This window comes from Aeromonas sp. s4, from assembly GCF_040907855.1.
Lineage (GTDB): Bacteria > Pseudomonadota > Gammaproteobacteria > Enterobacterales > Aeromonadaceae > Aeromonas > Aeromonas caviae.
The window spans coordinates 41,644-54,661 of sequence record NZ_JBFOCP010000047.1 but is presented as its reverse complement, the minus strand read 5'-3'; the positions used below and the strand labels follow the sequence as shown (position 1 = coordinate 54,661).

Here is a 13,018-nt window from a genome sequence, read left to right as displayed (position 1 = left end):
ATGCGCGTGAAAGGATCTGCGAGGGTGCAAGGGTAGCCCGCATCGGTGATGCAGCAGCGGGCCGCTGATGCGGCCATGTGAGGGGCAAAAGAAAACCCCGCCAGGTGGCGGGGTGGTCGGGATGCACAGGCCGGGTCAGCGCAGCATGTCGCCTTGGCTGGCCTGCTCGATGCCGGCGGCCAGCTTGTAGGGGTTAAACCGGATCACCTCCTCCCCTGCCCAGTCATTGAGCGCCAGCAGGCTGGCCTTGATGCTGTCGATCTCGTTGATGTCGAACACCTGGGCGGCCTTGGTCACATCGCCGAACCCGCCGGTGCTGTTCGGCATCACTCCCATCAGCTGGGGCGGTACCCGGTGGGTGGCCAACTGGTCGTCGCGGCTGACGTTCTTGATGGAGAGAAAGTCATCCTTGGCCGCCACCTCGGCCACCGGGATCAGCTTCACCCCGTCCTTGCTGCCGTTCGGGGTGTAGAGCAAGAGGTTGCGGAAGTTGCCGGGCCCCCGGCTCTGGCGCAGCGCCTCACGCAGGGCCGCAATGTCGCCCTCGTTCTGCACTGCGTCGGTGATGTGCATGATGAACCCAGCGTGGGATCCATTCTCGTAATACTTGCGGCGAAACAGGGTAGCAGACTCGTTGAGCAGGGTAGAGTTGAGCCCGCCGACATAGTCGGGGATGCCGTAGATCTCCTGGTTGATGTCGCTCTCCATCACATGGCCTACCCGCCCGGCCGGCAACGCCTGCTCCTGGCCGGGCTGGGCAATCCACCAATAGGTGTCCAAGTCCAGAGCGCGCCGGGTGTACTTGGCCCGCAGGTGGTCATAGCGCAGCACCCCGCCGAGCCGGTTCTGCACCACCTGCAGGTAGCCGTTGCCGAAGATCAGATAGTCCAGCGCCAGCCCGGTGAAGGCGGCCAGACTCAGTTTCGGATGCGGGATGAAGCAGGAGCGCAGGATGTTGCGCTTAACCTGAATGGCAGAGGCATGGTGTACCCCGGCCCGGTAGACCCGCGACAAGCCATTGAGCGAGAGCGGCGGTTCATACCAGCGCCCGTTGTGCATGGCTTCCAGGTAGTCGAACACCTCCCGCTGACTGAGCACGGGCACCGGCTCACCGAAGGTAAACGCCTCGATGGTCTGGCTGGTTGCGGCTTGGGTCGCCGTCACCGGCGAGGTATGGCGCTGCGGGCGGCGCTTTCTCATGCGAAAATCTCCATCATGCTGGTATTGGCACCGGTGGCACCTGCCAGCGGTTCGTGTAACAGGGCCTGCATCGTTGCCCAGGCAATATCGCCGTGGCTGACCTCTTCGGAACGGCTCGACTCAAAGGTCGGCATCTTGCCGGCGGTTACCCCCCGGCGAATACTCATAAAAGCGGCTGCTAAATCATTCCAACCGCTGTCAAACTCCAGCCGCCCCTTGTTCATCACATCGATAGCCTTCATGACCATGCGGATCTTCACACTCGGGTTGTACTGGATTGCGGTAACAGCGGGATAGAACACCTTCACATTCTGATAGACACCCTCCCCGATCCCGGTGGTATCGATTCCGATGTAGGCAACGTTGTAGCGAATAGTCATCTGGCGGATTGCCTCTGCCTGGGCTGCAAAATCCATCCCTTTCCACTGGTGACGTTCGAGCACCCGGAACTTACCGCCGGGTACAGCCGGCGGAGCCAGCACGGCGCAACCGGCGCTGTCACCCTGGCCACCCTTGGCCGGGTCATAGCCGATCCACACCGGCCGGTTACCCATTGGTCGCAGGGCAAAATGCTTATAGTCCTCCCATACCTCCCAGCTATCGACCATGCACCGTTGCAACATCGCCAACGGGAACACGCTGGACGTGTCATCCATGAAGATGCACATCAACAAGTTGAGGTATTCATCATCGGAATACTCGCTGCGCAGCTGATCCAGGTCGAACAGGTCACAGCCACCGCGCACCGCATCTTCGACCGTGACAATCTGCCGCCACTGACCATCGGCACACAGCTTACCGCTGGCAAGATTGGCGTGGCTCAGGTCAATCTCGACCCGGTCTGCCTTCGCCTTGCCGCGGTTGAAGTTGGCGCCGGACCAGAACGCATAGGCGGGATGGGAAAGGCTGGATGGGGTGGAAATGTAGGTCTGGCGCCACTTCTTGTGCATCGCCATGCCGGAAGCCACCTTGCGGAACTCCAGGAAGCCATGGATCCAGAAGTACTCATCCATGTAGATGTTGCCGTGGTAGCTCTGGGCGGTGCGGGCGTTGGTGCCGAGGAAGTAGAGGTGCGCTCCGTTCGGTAGCACCATGGGGTCGCCCTTGAGCTCCACCCCCTCCTCCTTGGCAAACTGGATGATGTACTGCTTGAACACATGAGCCTGCGCCTTGCTGGCCGACAGGAAAATCTGGTTGCGCCCGGTGACCAGGGCATCGATGAAGGCCTCGAAGGCAAAGAAGTAGGTCGCCCCAATCTGGCGAGACTTGAGCAGGTTGCGGATCCGGTGCTGGTTGCCAGCCTCGTACCAGGTGCGCTGGTAGCCAAACATGGTGGACTCGAAGCGCTCGATCAGCCGCTCTTGCTGTTCGGGCTCCACCACATTGCGCTCTGGCGCCTTCTTCGGCCCCTTGTTGCGGTTCGCCACCTTGGGGTTGAGGTCGGCCTCATTGCCTCCGTTGCTGTACTTGTTGACCCGGGCGATCCGCTCCAACTGCCTGCCCAGCAGGTCAATCTCCTTGAAGTCGCCGCCGCTCTTCACTTCCTTGGCGATCAGCTGGCACATCCGCGCCTCGATGGCGAAGTCGACCCGGTCAATGGGTTTGATGTCATCCCAGCCGTCGCGCTTCTTCCAGGTCGAGATAGTCCCCTCCGGCGTCTGCAGCAATTCAGCAATGGCGCGGAGCGGATAGCCCTGGAAGAACAGGTGCATGGCCTGCCGTCTGGGTTCGATATGGGGAAAGAGTAAGGGTGCTGTCATGGCGCCAGTCTACCCAGTCGCTACCGCTCAAAACGCCCCCGCGCCAGTGTGCCAGCGCCGTACACACTGGCCGCCGATTGCACGATCCCGCCTGTCACCCAGACCATAACCGCGACATCACCACCCAATCACCAAAGGGATCCCAACCCATGGCAAAGTCCAAATTTTTCCGTGTTGCCGTAGAAGGGGGCACGACCGATGGCCGCGCCATCACCCGCGAATGGCTTGAGCAGATGGCCCAGCGCTACAACCAGTCCACCTACGGCGCCCGGGTCAATATGGAGCACATCCGGGGGATTGACCCCAACGGCCTGTTCAAGATGTACGGCGACATCACCGCCGCCAAGACAGAAGAGGTCACCATCGAGGGCGAGAAACGCCTGGCCCTGTTCGTGCAGATTGACCCGACCCCGGAGTTGATCGAACTGAACAAGAAGCGCCAGAAGGTGTACACCTCGGTCGAGATCCACCCCAACCTGAACGAAAAGGGTGCCTACATGATGGGGCTGGCCGTCACCGACAGCCCGGCCAGCCTCGGCACTGAAATGCTGCAGTTCTGCAGCAAGGCCACGGTCAATCCGCTGGCCTACCGCAAATACCATCCGGAATGTCTGTTCACCGAAGCCTTGGAAACTGTCATCGAACTCGAGGATGAAGGTGAAAAAGGCCCTGGTCTGCTGGAACGGGTAACCGCGCTGTTCTCCAGCCACAAGAAGCAATCCACCGCCGATTTCAGCGACGTTCACCAGGCCGTCGAGACCGTCGCGAAAGAGGTCACCACCCTCGATGCCGACCTGCACAAGAAGTTCACCGAGCAGGCCAAGACCCTCACCGAGCTGACCAACAAGCAGGACGCCACCGCCAAGGCGCTGGCCGACCTCACCGCCAAGCTGGAAGGCCAGGAAGATTTCAGCCACAAGCGCGATCCAGCCACCGGCTCCCAAGGCGCCACCATCGAAACCGACTGCTAAGGACCATGCCCAATGCGTAACGAAACCCGCCAGAAGTTCAACGAGTTCACCGGCAAGGTGGCCAAACTCAACGCCGTCTCCAGCGCCACGGTGCAGTTCAACGTGCAGCCCAGCGTCCAGCAGACCCTGGAAACCAAAATGCAGGAGTCGGTCGAATTCCTGAAAATGATCCAGATCATCCCTGTCACAGAGATTAAGGGGGAGAAAGTTGGCATCGACATCGCCGGCACCATTGCAGGCCGCACCGATACTACCACCCACGTTCGTGAACCCAACGACCCCAGCACGCTCTATTCCAATGAATACGAGTGTGCCAAGACCAACTACGACACCAGCCTCCCTTACAACAAACTGGATATCTGGGCCAAGTTTCCCGACTTCCAGACCCGCATCCGCGATGCCATCCTCAAGCGACAGGGGCTCGATCGCATCATGATTGGCTGGAATGGCGTCGCCGTGGAGAAGAACACCAACCGCCAGACCAACCCGCTGCTGCAAGATGTGAACAAAGGCTGGCTGTACCACATCCGTGAAGACGCGCCGGCCAAAGTGATGGATGAAGGAACCGAAGGCTCAGGCAAGATCTACGTTTACCAGCCGAAGAATGACGCCGACACCAAAGAAGGCGACTACCACAACCTCGACGCCCTGGTGTTCGATGCCGTCAACGAGATGATCGCCCCCTGGTACCAAGACGATACCGACTTGGTGGTCATCTGCGGCCGTAAGCTGCTGGCCGACAAATACTTCCCCATCATCAACAACGCTGACAACAACCAGGACAAGCTAGCCGGTCAAGTGCTGGTGAGCCAGAAGCAGATCGGCAACCTGCCAGCGGTCCGCGTCCCCTTCTTCCCGGACAATGCCATTCTCATCACCAAGCTGAAAAACCTCTCCATCTACCCGCAGGAAGGTGCCCGTCGCCGCCATATCGCGGAAGAACCTCACCGCGACCGTGTCGTCAACTACGAAAGCTCCAACGACGCCTATGTGGTCGAAGATTACGACTGCGTCGCCCTGATTGAAAACATCGTCATCGGGCCGAAACCGGCCGCTGGCGGTTAAGGGGGCGACATGACATCACCTGCCCGTCGCAACCGCGAACGCAAACTGGCCGCCCTGCAAGGGGCGGCCAATCCTCAGTTCGACCAACAACGCGCCAATGCCTACGAGCTGCAACTGATGCAGTTGGCCGAACACCGCCGCACCCTCAAGGGCATCCAGAGCATCGAGCGCAAGATCGACGCCAAGCGCACCATGCTGGGCGTCTACAAGCCGTGGATTGATGGCCTGCTGGCCGCTGACCGGGGCGAACAAGATGACGTCCTGGTCACTGTCATGCTCTGGACACTCGACACCGGCGATCTCGAAGGGGCCTTCAACATGGCCGACTACGTGATCCGCCACGGCCTCAGTACCCCGGACCGCTACGAGCGCACCGCCGCCACCCTGATCGCCGAAGAGGTGGCCGACACCGGCATCAAGCTGCAAGAGGCAGGTGCTGGCCCCAGTTATGGCCTGCTGTGCGCTTACCTCGAGCTGCTGACCCACTGCGACATCTTCGACCAGGTGCGCGCCAAGCTGCACAAAGCCGTGGGCCGAGCCGCCCTGGCCGACGGGTTCAAGGAGCAGGCAGCCCAGCACTACCGCCGCGCCATCGAACTGCACGACAAGGTGGGCATCAAGAAAGAGCTCGAAGTGCTCGAGCGCGAACTGAAAAAAGAACAGCAGCCCGACGCCACTGGCGGCGGCAGCTAACCGAGCGAACCCCGCACCCTGGGCGGCTCGGGCCTGACGAATGCGTTTCGCATACCAGACGGCCCGACCACCGCCCAACAAGCGGAAAAGGAGCACCATGAGCACCGGATTCATTGCCAATGCCCCCACGTCGCCAGCCGAAGGGGAGATAGACTCCAGCCCCTTCTGGCCGGCGATCTCGCTGCCTGACCTGCGTGACACCGTCCGGCTCGATGGCACCGTCACCACGGCCCGCCTCAAGCATGCCGTGATCGACGCCATCACCAGCGTCAACCGGGATCTGGCTGACTGGCGCCGCGCCCGCGAGGCAGAAGGAGTCACCACCCTGGCCGCCGTACCGGGCGAGGTCATCAATGGCGAATCGGCGTACCTGCACAGCTACCGGCGCGCCGTCTATGCCATGACCCGCGCCAACCTGCTGGAGCGTTACACCGACTACAGCGCTACCGGTGATGGAGTCAAAGGGGCCGATGCCAAAATCATCAGCTCTGACGACCTCTACCGCGACGCCCGCTTTGCCATTCGCGACATCCTCGGTACCACCCACATCACCGTGGCGCTCATCTGATGGAGCTGCGCAGCCAACAGGGTGACACCCTCGACCTCATCCTGTTCCGGCACTACGGCTACACCGCAGGCATCACCGAGCAGGTGCTCGCACTCAACCCCGGTTTGGCCGCGCTCGGCCCCATCCTCCCGACCGGAACCCTCATCACAATGCCAGCGGCCCCCACCCAGGCCGAGCAGCCGCTGATCCAGCTATGGGAATGACCATGAGCCGCCTCGACGACGAACTCGAACGACTGGCCGACATCAGCGAGCAGCAACTCGCTGCCCGCATCCACGCCGCCCGCATCAGTGGCACCGGCCCGCACTACTGCATCGACTGCGAAGACCCAATCCCGCAGGCGCGCCGCGAAGCACAGCGGGGCTGCGAACGCTGCGCCGAGTGCCAGACCATCTACGAATTCCAAACCGCTCGCCACTACGGCAGCAAACGATAAAAACAGGAGAGCACGATGCCAGAACCGATTTCATCCAGTGCAGCAACCAGCACCCTGAGCGCCTTGGCGTTGCTGTCCCTCTTCCCGGGCGTAGACCCCGGCGTCCTGCTCGGTGCATTCGCCGGGGCGCTGGTGTTCATCGCCACCACCGCCGAGCTGGGCAACCTGCGCAAAGCGGGCCTGTTCGTTGCCGCCTTCGTGGCGGGGGCACTGGCGGCGCCGCTGGTTGCCGCCATGCTGGCCAGCGTGCTGCCGCTCAGCGTCGAGGTCCCCAGGGCTGTCGGCGCAATGCTCGCCTCGGCGCTGGCCGTCCACCTGTTGCAGTGGATCCTGCGCAAAACGCCGGAAGACCTGCTCAAACTCCGCAAAGGGGGCTGACATGCTGACCATCCTCTACGCCATGATCTGCACCGCGATCGCCATGCGCATCGCCACCTTCAACCGCAACGGGGGCGACTATCGCCCCCTGCCGGCACTGCTGGCATGGGTCATCACCGTCGCCGCCGGGTCCGTGCCGCTGCGCGTCCTGCTCGGGGTCATGCCAGCGCCAGACCCGGCCGCGGTGCTGCTGGCAGCCGTCCTGCTCACCGCCCTGATCGGCTCTCGCGGATCCGTCATGCGCCTGCTGCCACGCCGTCGCCAGCAACCGACCACCGCCAGCCACCTGAACGGGAGATTTCAACCATGAGCCTGAAAAAAGGGGATACCGGCGCCGCCGTCGCCGACCTGCAGCGTCGCCTGGCCAAAGCCGGTTATCCGCTCGATCCGGATGGCTGGTTTGGCGATGCCACCGAGCGCGCCCTGCTCGCCTTTCAGCGGGACTACATGATCACCGCCATCGGCCAGGCTGGCCCCCGCACCCTGGCCGCCCTGCTCGGCAGCGAGCGGGGCAACCAGTTGCGCATCGGCGACATGCAGGCTGGCGCTGACCTGCTGGGCCTGCCGCTGGCCACCATGGCCACCGTCGCCCAGGTCGAGAGCATCGGCGAGGGGTTCACCACCGACATGCGCCCGGTGGTGCTGTTCGAGCGGCATGTGTTCTACAAGCAGCTCACCCAGCACCTGGGCAAGGGCACTGCCGACCAGATGGCCGCCCATTACCCCAACCTGGTCAACCCCAAGCGCGGCGGCTATGCGGGCGGGGCGGCCGAGTGGGAGCGGCTGCAACTCGCCATCAGCCTGCACCGGGATGCCGCCATCGAGTCGGCCAGTTGGGGGATGTTCCAGATCATGGGCTTCCACTGGCAGGCGCTGGGCTTTGCCTCGGCCAGCGACTGGCAGACCGCCATGCAGCGCAGCGAAGTGGACCACCTCACCGCCCTGTGCCGCTTCATCCAGCAAGATCCCGCCATGCACAAGGCCCTGCAGGGGCGCAAGTGGGCTGACTTTGCCCGCCGCTACAACGGCCCGGCGTTTAAGGACAATGACTACGACACCAAGCTCGCCAAGGCATACGACCACTTTGCCAAGGTCTACCCGGTGAAGGAGGTGGCGGATGTGGCGTAGCCTCCTGCGCTCCCCCCTCACCTGGTTGCTGCTGGCCCTGGCCGTCGCCTTGGCCGGCTGGGGCTGGTCGGCCCGTTCTGCCGCCAAGGCTGAGGGCAAAGTCTCCACCCTGCAAAGCGACCTCAAGGCCGCCAACGACAAGGCCAAAGAGGCCGAGCAGCGGGAGAAACTCAAAGACGGGGCCATCGATACCCTCACCGGCGAGCTGGACGCCCAGGCAAACGCCGCCGCCACGCTGCAACGCCAGCTTGGCGATTTGACCATCACGGCCGCCACCCGGGCCGACACCATCAAGAGGCTCAAACGTGAAAATGCTGAACTCAAGGAGTGGGCTGATCGCCCTCTGCCTGATCCTGTTGTCAGGCTGCTCCAGCGCCCCGCCCTCACCGGCGCCGCAGATTATCAGGCTCACCTGTCCAGCCCCGGCGCCCTGCCAACTGCCGGCAGCCAGCCCGGTCAATAACGGTGATCTGCTCGACCAACTGACCCAGACCGAGGCGGCATGGGCCACCTGCGCCGCCCAGGTCGACAGCCTTATCGCCTGCCAGCAACGCCACCAGTACAGGAGGGAAAATGGAAAAGCCAAAACAGATCCGTGAGGTACTGACCCGCTGTGTGCCCCACCTCAAGACCAACCCGGACAAGCTGCACATCTTCATCGCCCCGGGCAATGTCGAAAGCACCGGTGCCCGCTCGCTCTCGTTCGAGTGGCAATACCCCCTCACCATCGGCATCGAAGACTTTGCCGGGCACCCGGACCAGATCATGGTGCCGCTGCTGGCCTGGCTGCGCCAACACCAGCCCGAGCTGATGACCAACGACGAGCAGCGTAAGGAAGGCATCACCTTCGAGGCGGAATACCTTGCGAGCGACCTGATGGACCTCATCATCACCGTCAAGCTGACCGAGCGGGTCAGGGTGTGGCAAAACGAACAGGGAATTGGTTGGGAGCACCTGCCGGAGCCACCGGAAGACCCCTATGACGGCATAACCTGGGAACTCTTCATCAACGGGGAGCATCAGCCATGGCCGCCGACGACCTGAGCCACCTGACCCATTGGGCCGATGGCCTGCTGGCCAGCATGGAGCCCGCCGCCCGCCGTCAGTTGGCGGGCGAGATGGCCCGCACCTTGCGCGCCAGCCAGGCCCAGCGGATCCGCGCCAACCGCCAGCCCGATGGCAGCCCCATGGCCCCGCGCAAGCCTCAGCCTAAGCTGAAAAAAAACCGGGGGCGCCTGCGCCGCAAGATGTTCTTCAAAATCAGCAGCCCAGCCTGGCTCAAGGCCCGCGCCAATGAACATCAAGCCGTGGTCGAGTTTGTCGGCACCGCCAATCGCCTTGCGACCATTCACCAATACGGCCTCAAAGACCGCATCAAGGGCCGCGAGATCCGCTATCCGGCGCGGGAACTGCTGGGCATCACCAGCCTGGAGGTGGAAAAGCTGGAGGAGTTGCTGTTGTTCCATGTCACAAGTTCTCACTAACCCAGCGTCTATCAGATCTACGCAGCCTTATGGCATGCCACTATCGATCTAACGTTGGCTTATAACGTCATTTTGTGAGCCAGTAATGGTTGTCAGGCTGGTACTGTTACGTAATACTGCACGGCAAAAGAGTCTGCTACGAGTAACACTAGGAACCTGACAATGACCACCGAATTTGACATTGCAAAGTACATCCTTCGTCAGCAAGGTGAAATGTCTGCAATGAAGCTTCAAAAACTGGTGTATTACAGCCAGGCATGGTCGTTGGTGTGGGATGAAGAACCCTTGTTCGAAACCGACTTCCAAGCTTGGGCCAACGGGCCAGTACTGCCCACCCTGTACAATGCCCATCGTGGCATGTTCAAGGTGAATGAAGCTACTTTCACCCAAGGAAGTCCGGATAGACTCTCTGCAGAGCAGAGAGATACCGTTGATAAGGTGCTTGAGTTTTACGGTGACAAGACAGCCCAGTGGCTTAGCAATTTGACGCATCAAGAATCTCCCTGGGTAAATGCCAGAAAGGGATTACCAGCAATGACTGTCTCCAATGAGGTCATCACTCAAGCGGCAATGGAAGAGTATTACTCGGCGCTTTAACATCTTGTCCAAAAAAGCCGAACGCGAGCAGCGCAAGCAAGAAAAAGCCGACAGGAAACGTGAAAAGTCGGTCCGTCTTCAGCAAGCCTATATTGCTGAGGATTTCGTCAAAAGACCCAAGTTTATCCCCCTCCCTGATATCGAAAAGATGCCGCAAACTGCTGCGGATATGGTTAACCTGAACGTACCCAAGCAACCTAGAACGAGCCAAAGCGGATCTCGTTTTGGGCTGCTCATGTCATGGTGCGCCAGATGCGCAGATCAACACGGTACTTGGTCATGGGGTCAGTCAAGGGCATGGACTGCAGATGAATGGGAAAATGTTATTAAACTAGGCATGAACGGCTTAGAAGGTAATGATTGGGGGGCTATCCAGCAAATGACATCCGATACAGGCCACTTGATGCATCATGACCATGACATCAGTGACCTCTGTGATGAAGCCATAAGGCGTTGGCTTGATCTCGGCTTTGAGCAATTTGATACCCCCTTCAGATTTCGCCTTGGTAACTTACCCAGAGTATGGGGAATAGTACTGCAAGGGCATTTCTACATGGTTTGGTGGGATAGACAACATCGGATATACCCAGTCCAAAACTGACCTGAAGCCATACTGCCCAACCAGTCTATTTATTCACCTATCTCCTTGTGTTTGCTCCCTCGCAAAACAGACACACTCTGCCATGACGGAAATCGCTCCCCGATGACGCCGCAGCATGCCCAGCGCATCCTGGCCGATAAAACCAGCCATGTGCAACCTGCCACCCATCGTAACTGTGCATGGCATCGGGTCACCCCACATCTGAGCAGCTCAACCTTCCCATGCAAGTGAATACCAAAGGACTGTAACCATCGCCGCCAGTGTGCCAGCGCCATACACACTGGCCGCCTCTCGCCTTACTCGCCATTGCCCAAAACAATGGCCCCATGCAACCGACCCCGACTGAACTCCAACGCCTGATCGACAACCTGATCCGCATCGGCACCGTCACTGCCGTGCGATCAGGGGAATGTCGCGTCAAAACCGGCGACCTCATCACCAACTGGCGGCCCTACGCAGCAGCTCGGGCCGGGAAGAATCGCACCCGCCATCGCCTCTCCATTGGCGAACAGGTGCTGATGCTCTCGGTCAGCGGCGATTTGCGCAATGCCTACATCGTCGGCCCCATCAATTGCGCTGCCTTCCCAGAACCCTTGGCAGGCGATGACAACCCGGACCTCGATCGCACTGAATACGCTGATGGCGCCGTCATCGAGTACAACCCGGCCACCGGGGTGCTCAATGCGAGCGGCATCAAGACCGCCACCCTCTCGGCCTCGGTGACCGTCAAGCTGATCACCCCCCTGGTGGAATGCACCCAGGCACTCAAGGTCGGTTCGACCATCGAGGCGGGCGGCAAGATCACCGCCCCCAGCGCCAAGATTGGCGGCATCGAGGTGACTACCCACAAGCACGGCAACGTCAGCACCGGCAGCGGCACTTCCGGGGGCCCGCAATGAACTGGCTCGGCATGAATGCAGTCTCTGGCCGCGCCATCAGCGCCACCGACCACATCATCCAGTCGGTGCGCGACATCCTCATCACCCCGGTGGGATCCCGGGTCATGCGCCGCGACTACGGCAGCGAGCTGTTTTACCTCATCGACCAGCCCCAGCATCAGGCCACCCGCCTGCGCCTGATGGCCGCCACCGTGCAGGCCCTCATCAACTGGGAACCCCGCATCACCATCACCCGGGTCGATGTGCTGGGCGGCGGCATGGATGGCGCCCTCACCGTCGAGCTCACCTGGCGGCGCAAGGACGGCGGCGCGCTGGAGTCTGCGTCTATCGCCATCCCCACAGGAGCCGCCAATTGAGCAACGTGGATTTGACCCAGCTCCCGCCGCCCTCGGTGGTGGAGCCCCTCGACTTTGAGACCATCCTGGCCGAGCGCAAGGCCACCCTGGTGAGCTACTACCCGGCAGACCAGCAAGCCGCCATCGCCGCCACCCTGGAGCTCGAATCCGAGCCGCTCAACAAGCTGCTGCAAGAGAACGCCTATCGGGAGGTGGTGCTGCGGGCCCGCATCAACGATGCCGCCAAGCAGACCCTGCTCGCCTTTGCCAGCGGCACCACCCTCGACCACCTGGTCGCCGAGTACAACATCGCCCGCCTGCTGGTCACCCCGGGGGATCCGGCGGCCAATCCGCCTGTCGATCCGGTCTATGAGTCGGATGACCGCCTGCGCCTGCGCGGCCAGATGGCTTTTGAGGGGCTGACCACCGCCGGGCCAGTCAATGCCTACAAGTTTCACGCCCTGTCAGCCAGCGCCGAGGTGGCGGATGTGGCCGTCGACAGCCCCTCGCCGGGTACCGTGCGGGTGACCCTGCTCTCCCCTGCCGGCCAACCCAGTGCCGACACCCTCAATCGGGTCAGCCAGGCGCTCTCGGCCGATGATGTGCGCCCCCTGTGCGATCTGGTGGCCGTCGAGCCCGCCCAGATCAAACCCTATGCCGTCGATGCCACCCTCAACGCCACCGGTCTTGGCAAAGAGCAAGCCATTGCAGCGGCCACCGCGGCCATGAACCAGACCGCTGCCGCCTATTACCGGGTCGGGGCCACCGTCCCGCTCTCGGCCATCTATGCCGCCCTGCACCAGCCGGGGATCGATAGCGTCACCCTGCGCGCACCGCTGACAGATGTCACCTGCACGGCGCAGCAGGCCGCCAAACTCACCACCCTCCACCTCGATTAAGGAC

The 13,018-nt window shown here is 61.7% G+C and carries 20 protein-coding genes; 18 read left to right on the top strand and 2 right to left on the bottom strand.

The window, feature by feature from the left end:
• Positions 1 to 135: 135 nt before the first annotated feature.
• Positions 136 to 1,200, bottom strand: a complete 1,065-nt coding sequence (locus AB5Y89_RS15835) for a phage portal protein (protein WP_368224146.1) — start codon at positions 1,198 to 1,200, stop codon at positions 136 to 138.
• A complete protein-coding gene (locus AB5Y89_RS15830) occupies positions 1,197 to 2,960 on the bottom strand; it encodes a terminase ATPase subunit family protein (RefSeq protein WP_368224145.1) in 1,764 nt (587 codons plus the stop codon). Before AB5Y89_RS15830 ends, AB5Y89_RS15835 begins: the two co-directional genes overlap by 4 nt.
• Before the next feature lie 149 nt (positions 2,961 to 3,109).
• Between AB5Y89_RS15830 and AB5Y89_RS15825 the strand changes: the two genes are divergently transcribed.
• From AB5Y89_RS15825 to AB5Y89_RS15740, 18 genes are all read left to right on the top strand, one after another.
• A complete protein-coding gene (locus AB5Y89_RS15825; RefSeq protein ID WP_368224143.1) occupies positions 3,110 to 3,931 on the top strand; it encodes a GPO family capsid scaffolding protein in 822 nt (273 codons plus the stop codon).
• 12 nt (positions 3,932 to 3,943) lie between these two features.
• Positions 3,944 to 4,996, top strand: coding sequence for a phage major capsid protein, P2 family (locus AB5Y89_RS15820; RefSeq protein WP_368224142.1), 1,053 nt, complete (start codon positions 3,944 to 3,946; stop codon positions 4,994 to 4,996).
• A 9-nt stretch (positions 4,997 to 5,005) separates the two neighbouring features.
• The gene (gene gpM / locus AB5Y89_RS15815; protein WP_368224140.1) at positions 5,006 to 5,689 is read left to right on the top strand and encodes a phage terminase small subunit; all 684 of its coding nucleotides are present in this window, start codon (positions 5,006 to 5,008) and stop codon (positions 5,687 to 5,689) included.
• 97 nt (positions 5,690 to 5,786) lie between these two features.
• Positions 5,787 to 6,257, top strand: a complete 471-nt coding sequence (locus tag AB5Y89_RS15810) for a head completion/stabilization protein (protein ID WP_319900240.1) — start codon at positions 5,787 to 5,789, stop codon at positions 6,255 to 6,257.
• Complete coding sequence (locus AB5Y89_RS15805) at positions 6,257 to 6,460, top strand: tail protein X (RefSeq protein ID WP_139737920.1); 204 nt, start codon at positions 6,257 to 6,259, stop codon at positions 6,458 to 6,460. Before AB5Y89_RS15810 ends, AB5Y89_RS15805 begins: the two co-directional genes overlap by 1 nt.
• Before the next feature lie 2 nt (positions 6,461 to 6,462).
• Positions 6,463 to 6,693 (top strand): TraR/DksA C4-type zinc finger protein, encoded by a 231-nt coding sequence (locus AB5Y89_RS15800; RefSeq protein WP_043162862.1) that lies wholly within the window; start codon positions 6,463 to 6,465, stop codon positions 6,691 to 6,693.
• Positions 6,694 to 6,708: 15 nt separating this feature from the next.
• On the top strand, positions 6,709 to 7,071 hold the full coding sequence (locus tag AB5Y89_RS15795; protein ID WP_041214915.1) for a putative holin: 363 nt from the start codon (positions 6,709 to 6,711) through the stop codon (positions 7,069 to 7,071).
• A 1-nt stretch (position 7,072) separates the two neighbouring features.
• A complete protein-coding gene (locus tag AB5Y89_RS15790) occupies positions 7,073 to 7,381 on the top strand; it encodes a phage holin family protein (RefSeq protein WP_017765312.1) in 309 nt (102 codons plus the stop codon).
• Positions 7,378 to 8,199, top strand: a complete 822-nt coding sequence (locus AB5Y89_RS15785; RefSeq protein WP_368224139.1) for an N-acetylmuramidase domain-containing protein — start codon at positions 7,378 to 7,380, stop codon at positions 8,197 to 8,199. The genes AB5Y89_RS15790 and AB5Y89_RS15785 overlap by 4 nt, the downstream gene beginning before the upstream one ends.
• Positions 8,189 to 8,662 carry an Rz-like lysis system protein LysB gene (gene lysB / locus AB5Y89_RS15780; protein ID WP_368224137.1) on the top strand — a complete coding sequence of 158 codons (474 nt, stop codon included), beginning with the start codon at positions 8,189 to 8,191 and terminating at the stop codon, positions 8,660 to 8,662. The genes AB5Y89_RS15785 and lysB overlap by 11 nt, the downstream gene beginning before the upstream one ends.
• Positions 8,556 to 8,798, top strand: a complete 243-nt coding sequence (gene lysC / locus AB5Y89_RS15775) for an Rz1-like lysis system protein LysC (protein WP_236752469.1) — start codon at positions 8,556 to 8,558, stop codon at positions 8,796 to 8,798. The genes lysB and lysC overlap by 107 nt, the downstream gene beginning before the upstream one ends.
• The gene (locus AB5Y89_RS15770) at positions 8,773 to 9,243 is read left to right on the top strand and encodes a phage tail protein (protein WP_139738024.1); all 471 of its coding nucleotides are present in this window, start codon (positions 8,773 to 8,775) and stop codon (positions 9,241 to 9,243) included. Before lysC ends, AB5Y89_RS15770 begins: the two co-directional genes overlap by 26 nt.
• The gene (locus AB5Y89_RS15765) at positions 9,225 to 9,683 is read left to right on the top strand and encodes a phage virion morphogenesis protein (protein WP_368224135.1); all 459 of its coding nucleotides are present in this window, start codon (positions 9,225 to 9,227) and stop codon (positions 9,681 to 9,683) included. The genes AB5Y89_RS15770 and AB5Y89_RS15765 overlap by 19 nt, the downstream gene beginning before the upstream one ends.
• A gap of 162 nt (positions 9,684 to 9,845) precedes the next feature.
• The gene (locus tag AB5Y89_RS15760; protein ID WP_368224133.1) at positions 9,846 to 10,280 is read left to right on the top strand and encodes a Panacea domain-containing protein; all 435 of its coding nucleotides are present in this window, start codon (positions 9,846 to 9,848) and stop codon (positions 10,278 to 10,280) included.
• A complete protein-coding gene (locus tag AB5Y89_RS15755) occupies positions 10,231 to 10,881 on the top strand; it encodes a hypothetical protein (RefSeq protein ID WP_368224131.1) in 651 nt (216 codons plus the stop codon). The genes AB5Y89_RS15760 and AB5Y89_RS15755 overlap by 50 nt, the downstream gene beginning before the upstream one ends.
• Before the next feature lie 326 nt (positions 10,882 to 11,207).
• Positions 11,208 to 11,780 carry a phage baseplate assembly protein V gene (locus AB5Y89_RS15750; RefSeq protein ID WP_368224129.1) on the top strand — a complete coding sequence of 191 codons (573 nt, stop codon included), beginning with the start codon at positions 11,208 to 11,210 and terminating at the stop codon, positions 11,778 to 11,780.
• Positions 11,777 to 12,136, top strand: a complete 360-nt coding sequence (locus AB5Y89_RS15745) for a GPW/gp25 family protein (RefSeq protein WP_368224127.1) — start codon at positions 11,777 to 11,779, stop codon at positions 12,134 to 12,136. Before AB5Y89_RS15750 ends, AB5Y89_RS15745 begins: the two co-directional genes overlap by 4 nt.
• Before the next feature lie 5 nt (positions 12,137 to 12,141).
• Positions 12,142 to 13,014, top strand: coding sequence for a baseplate J/gp47 family protein (locus AB5Y89_RS15740; RefSeq protein WP_323890655.1), 873 nt, complete (start codon positions 12,142 to 12,144; stop codon positions 13,012 to 13,014).
• The last annotated feature ends 4 nt before the right edge of the window (positions 13,015 to 13,018 follow it).

Bases quoted from the DNA above. Each gene is read 5' to 3' on its own strand.
- AB5Y89_RS15755 (WP_368224131.1), top strand. From the start codon at position 10,231: ATGAGGTCATCACTCAAGCGGCAATGGAAGAGTATTACTCGGCGCTTT.
- AB5Y89_RS15800 (WP_043162862.1), top strand. From the start codon at position 6,463: ATGAGCCGCCTCGACGACGAACTCGAACGACTGGCCGACATCAGCGAG.
- gpM (WP_368224140.1), top strand. From the start codon at position 5,006: ATGACATCACCTGCCCGTCGCAACCGCGAACGCAAACTGGCCGCCCTG.
- AB5Y89_RS15765 (WP_368224135.1), top strand. From the start codon at position 9,225: ATGGCCGCCGACGACCTGAGCCACCTGACCCATTGGGCCGATGGCCTG.
- AB5Y89_RS15750 (WP_368224129.1), top strand. From the start codon at position 11,208: ATGCAACCGACCCCGACTGAACTCCAACGCCTGATCGACAACCTGATC.
- lysB (WP_368224137.1), top strand. From the start codon at position 8,189: ATGTGGCGTAGCCTCCTGCGCTCCCCCCTCACCTGGTTGCTGCTGGCC.
- AB5Y89_RS15830 (WP_368224145.1), bottom strand. From the start codon at position 2,960: ATGACAGCACCCTTACTCTTTCCCCATATCGAACCCAGACGGCAGGCC.
- AB5Y89_RS15820 (WP_368224142.1), top strand. From the start codon at position 3,944: ATGCGTAACGAAACCCGCCAGAAGTTCAACGAGTTCACCGGCAAGGTG.
- AB5Y89_RS15760 (WP_368224133.1), top strand. From the start codon at position 9,846: ATGACCACCGAATTTGACATTGCAAAGTACATCCTTCGTCAGCAAGGT.
- AB5Y89_RS15795 (WP_041214915.1), top strand. From the start codon at position 6,709: ATGCCAGAACCGATTTCATCCAGTGCAGCAACCAGCACCCTGAGCGCC.
- AB5Y89_RS15835 (WP_368224146.1), bottom strand. From the start codon at position 1,200: ATGAGAAAGCGCCGCCCGCAGCGCCATACCTCGCCGGTGACGGCGACC.
- AB5Y89_RS15745 (WP_368224127.1), top strand. From the start codon at position 11,777: ATGAACTGGCTCGGCATGAATGCAGTCTCTGGCCGCGCCATCAGCGCC.
- AB5Y89_RS15785 (WP_368224139.1), top strand. From the start codon at position 7,378: ATGAGCCTGAAAAAAGGGGATACCGGCGCCGCCGTCGCCGACCTGCAG.
- AB5Y89_RS15825 (WP_368224143.1), top strand. From the start codon at position 3,110: ATGGCAAAGTCCAAATTTTTCCGTGTTGCCGTAGAAGGGGGCACGACC.
- AB5Y89_RS15805 (WP_139737920.1), top strand. From the start codon at position 6,257: ATGGAGCTGCGCAGCCAACAGGGTGACACCCTCGACCTCATCCTGTTC.
- AB5Y89_RS15770 (WP_139738024.1), top strand. From the start codon at position 8,773: ATGGAAAAGCCAAAACAGATCCGTGAGGTACTGACCCGCTGTGTGCCC.
- AB5Y89_RS15790 (WP_017765312.1), top strand. From the start codon at position 7,073: ATGCTGACCATCCTCTACGCCATGATCTGCACCGCGATCGCCATGCGC.
- AB5Y89_RS15810 (WP_319900240.1), top strand. From the start codon at position 5,787: ATGAGCACCGGATTCATTGCCAATGCCCCCACGTCGCCAGCCGAAGGG.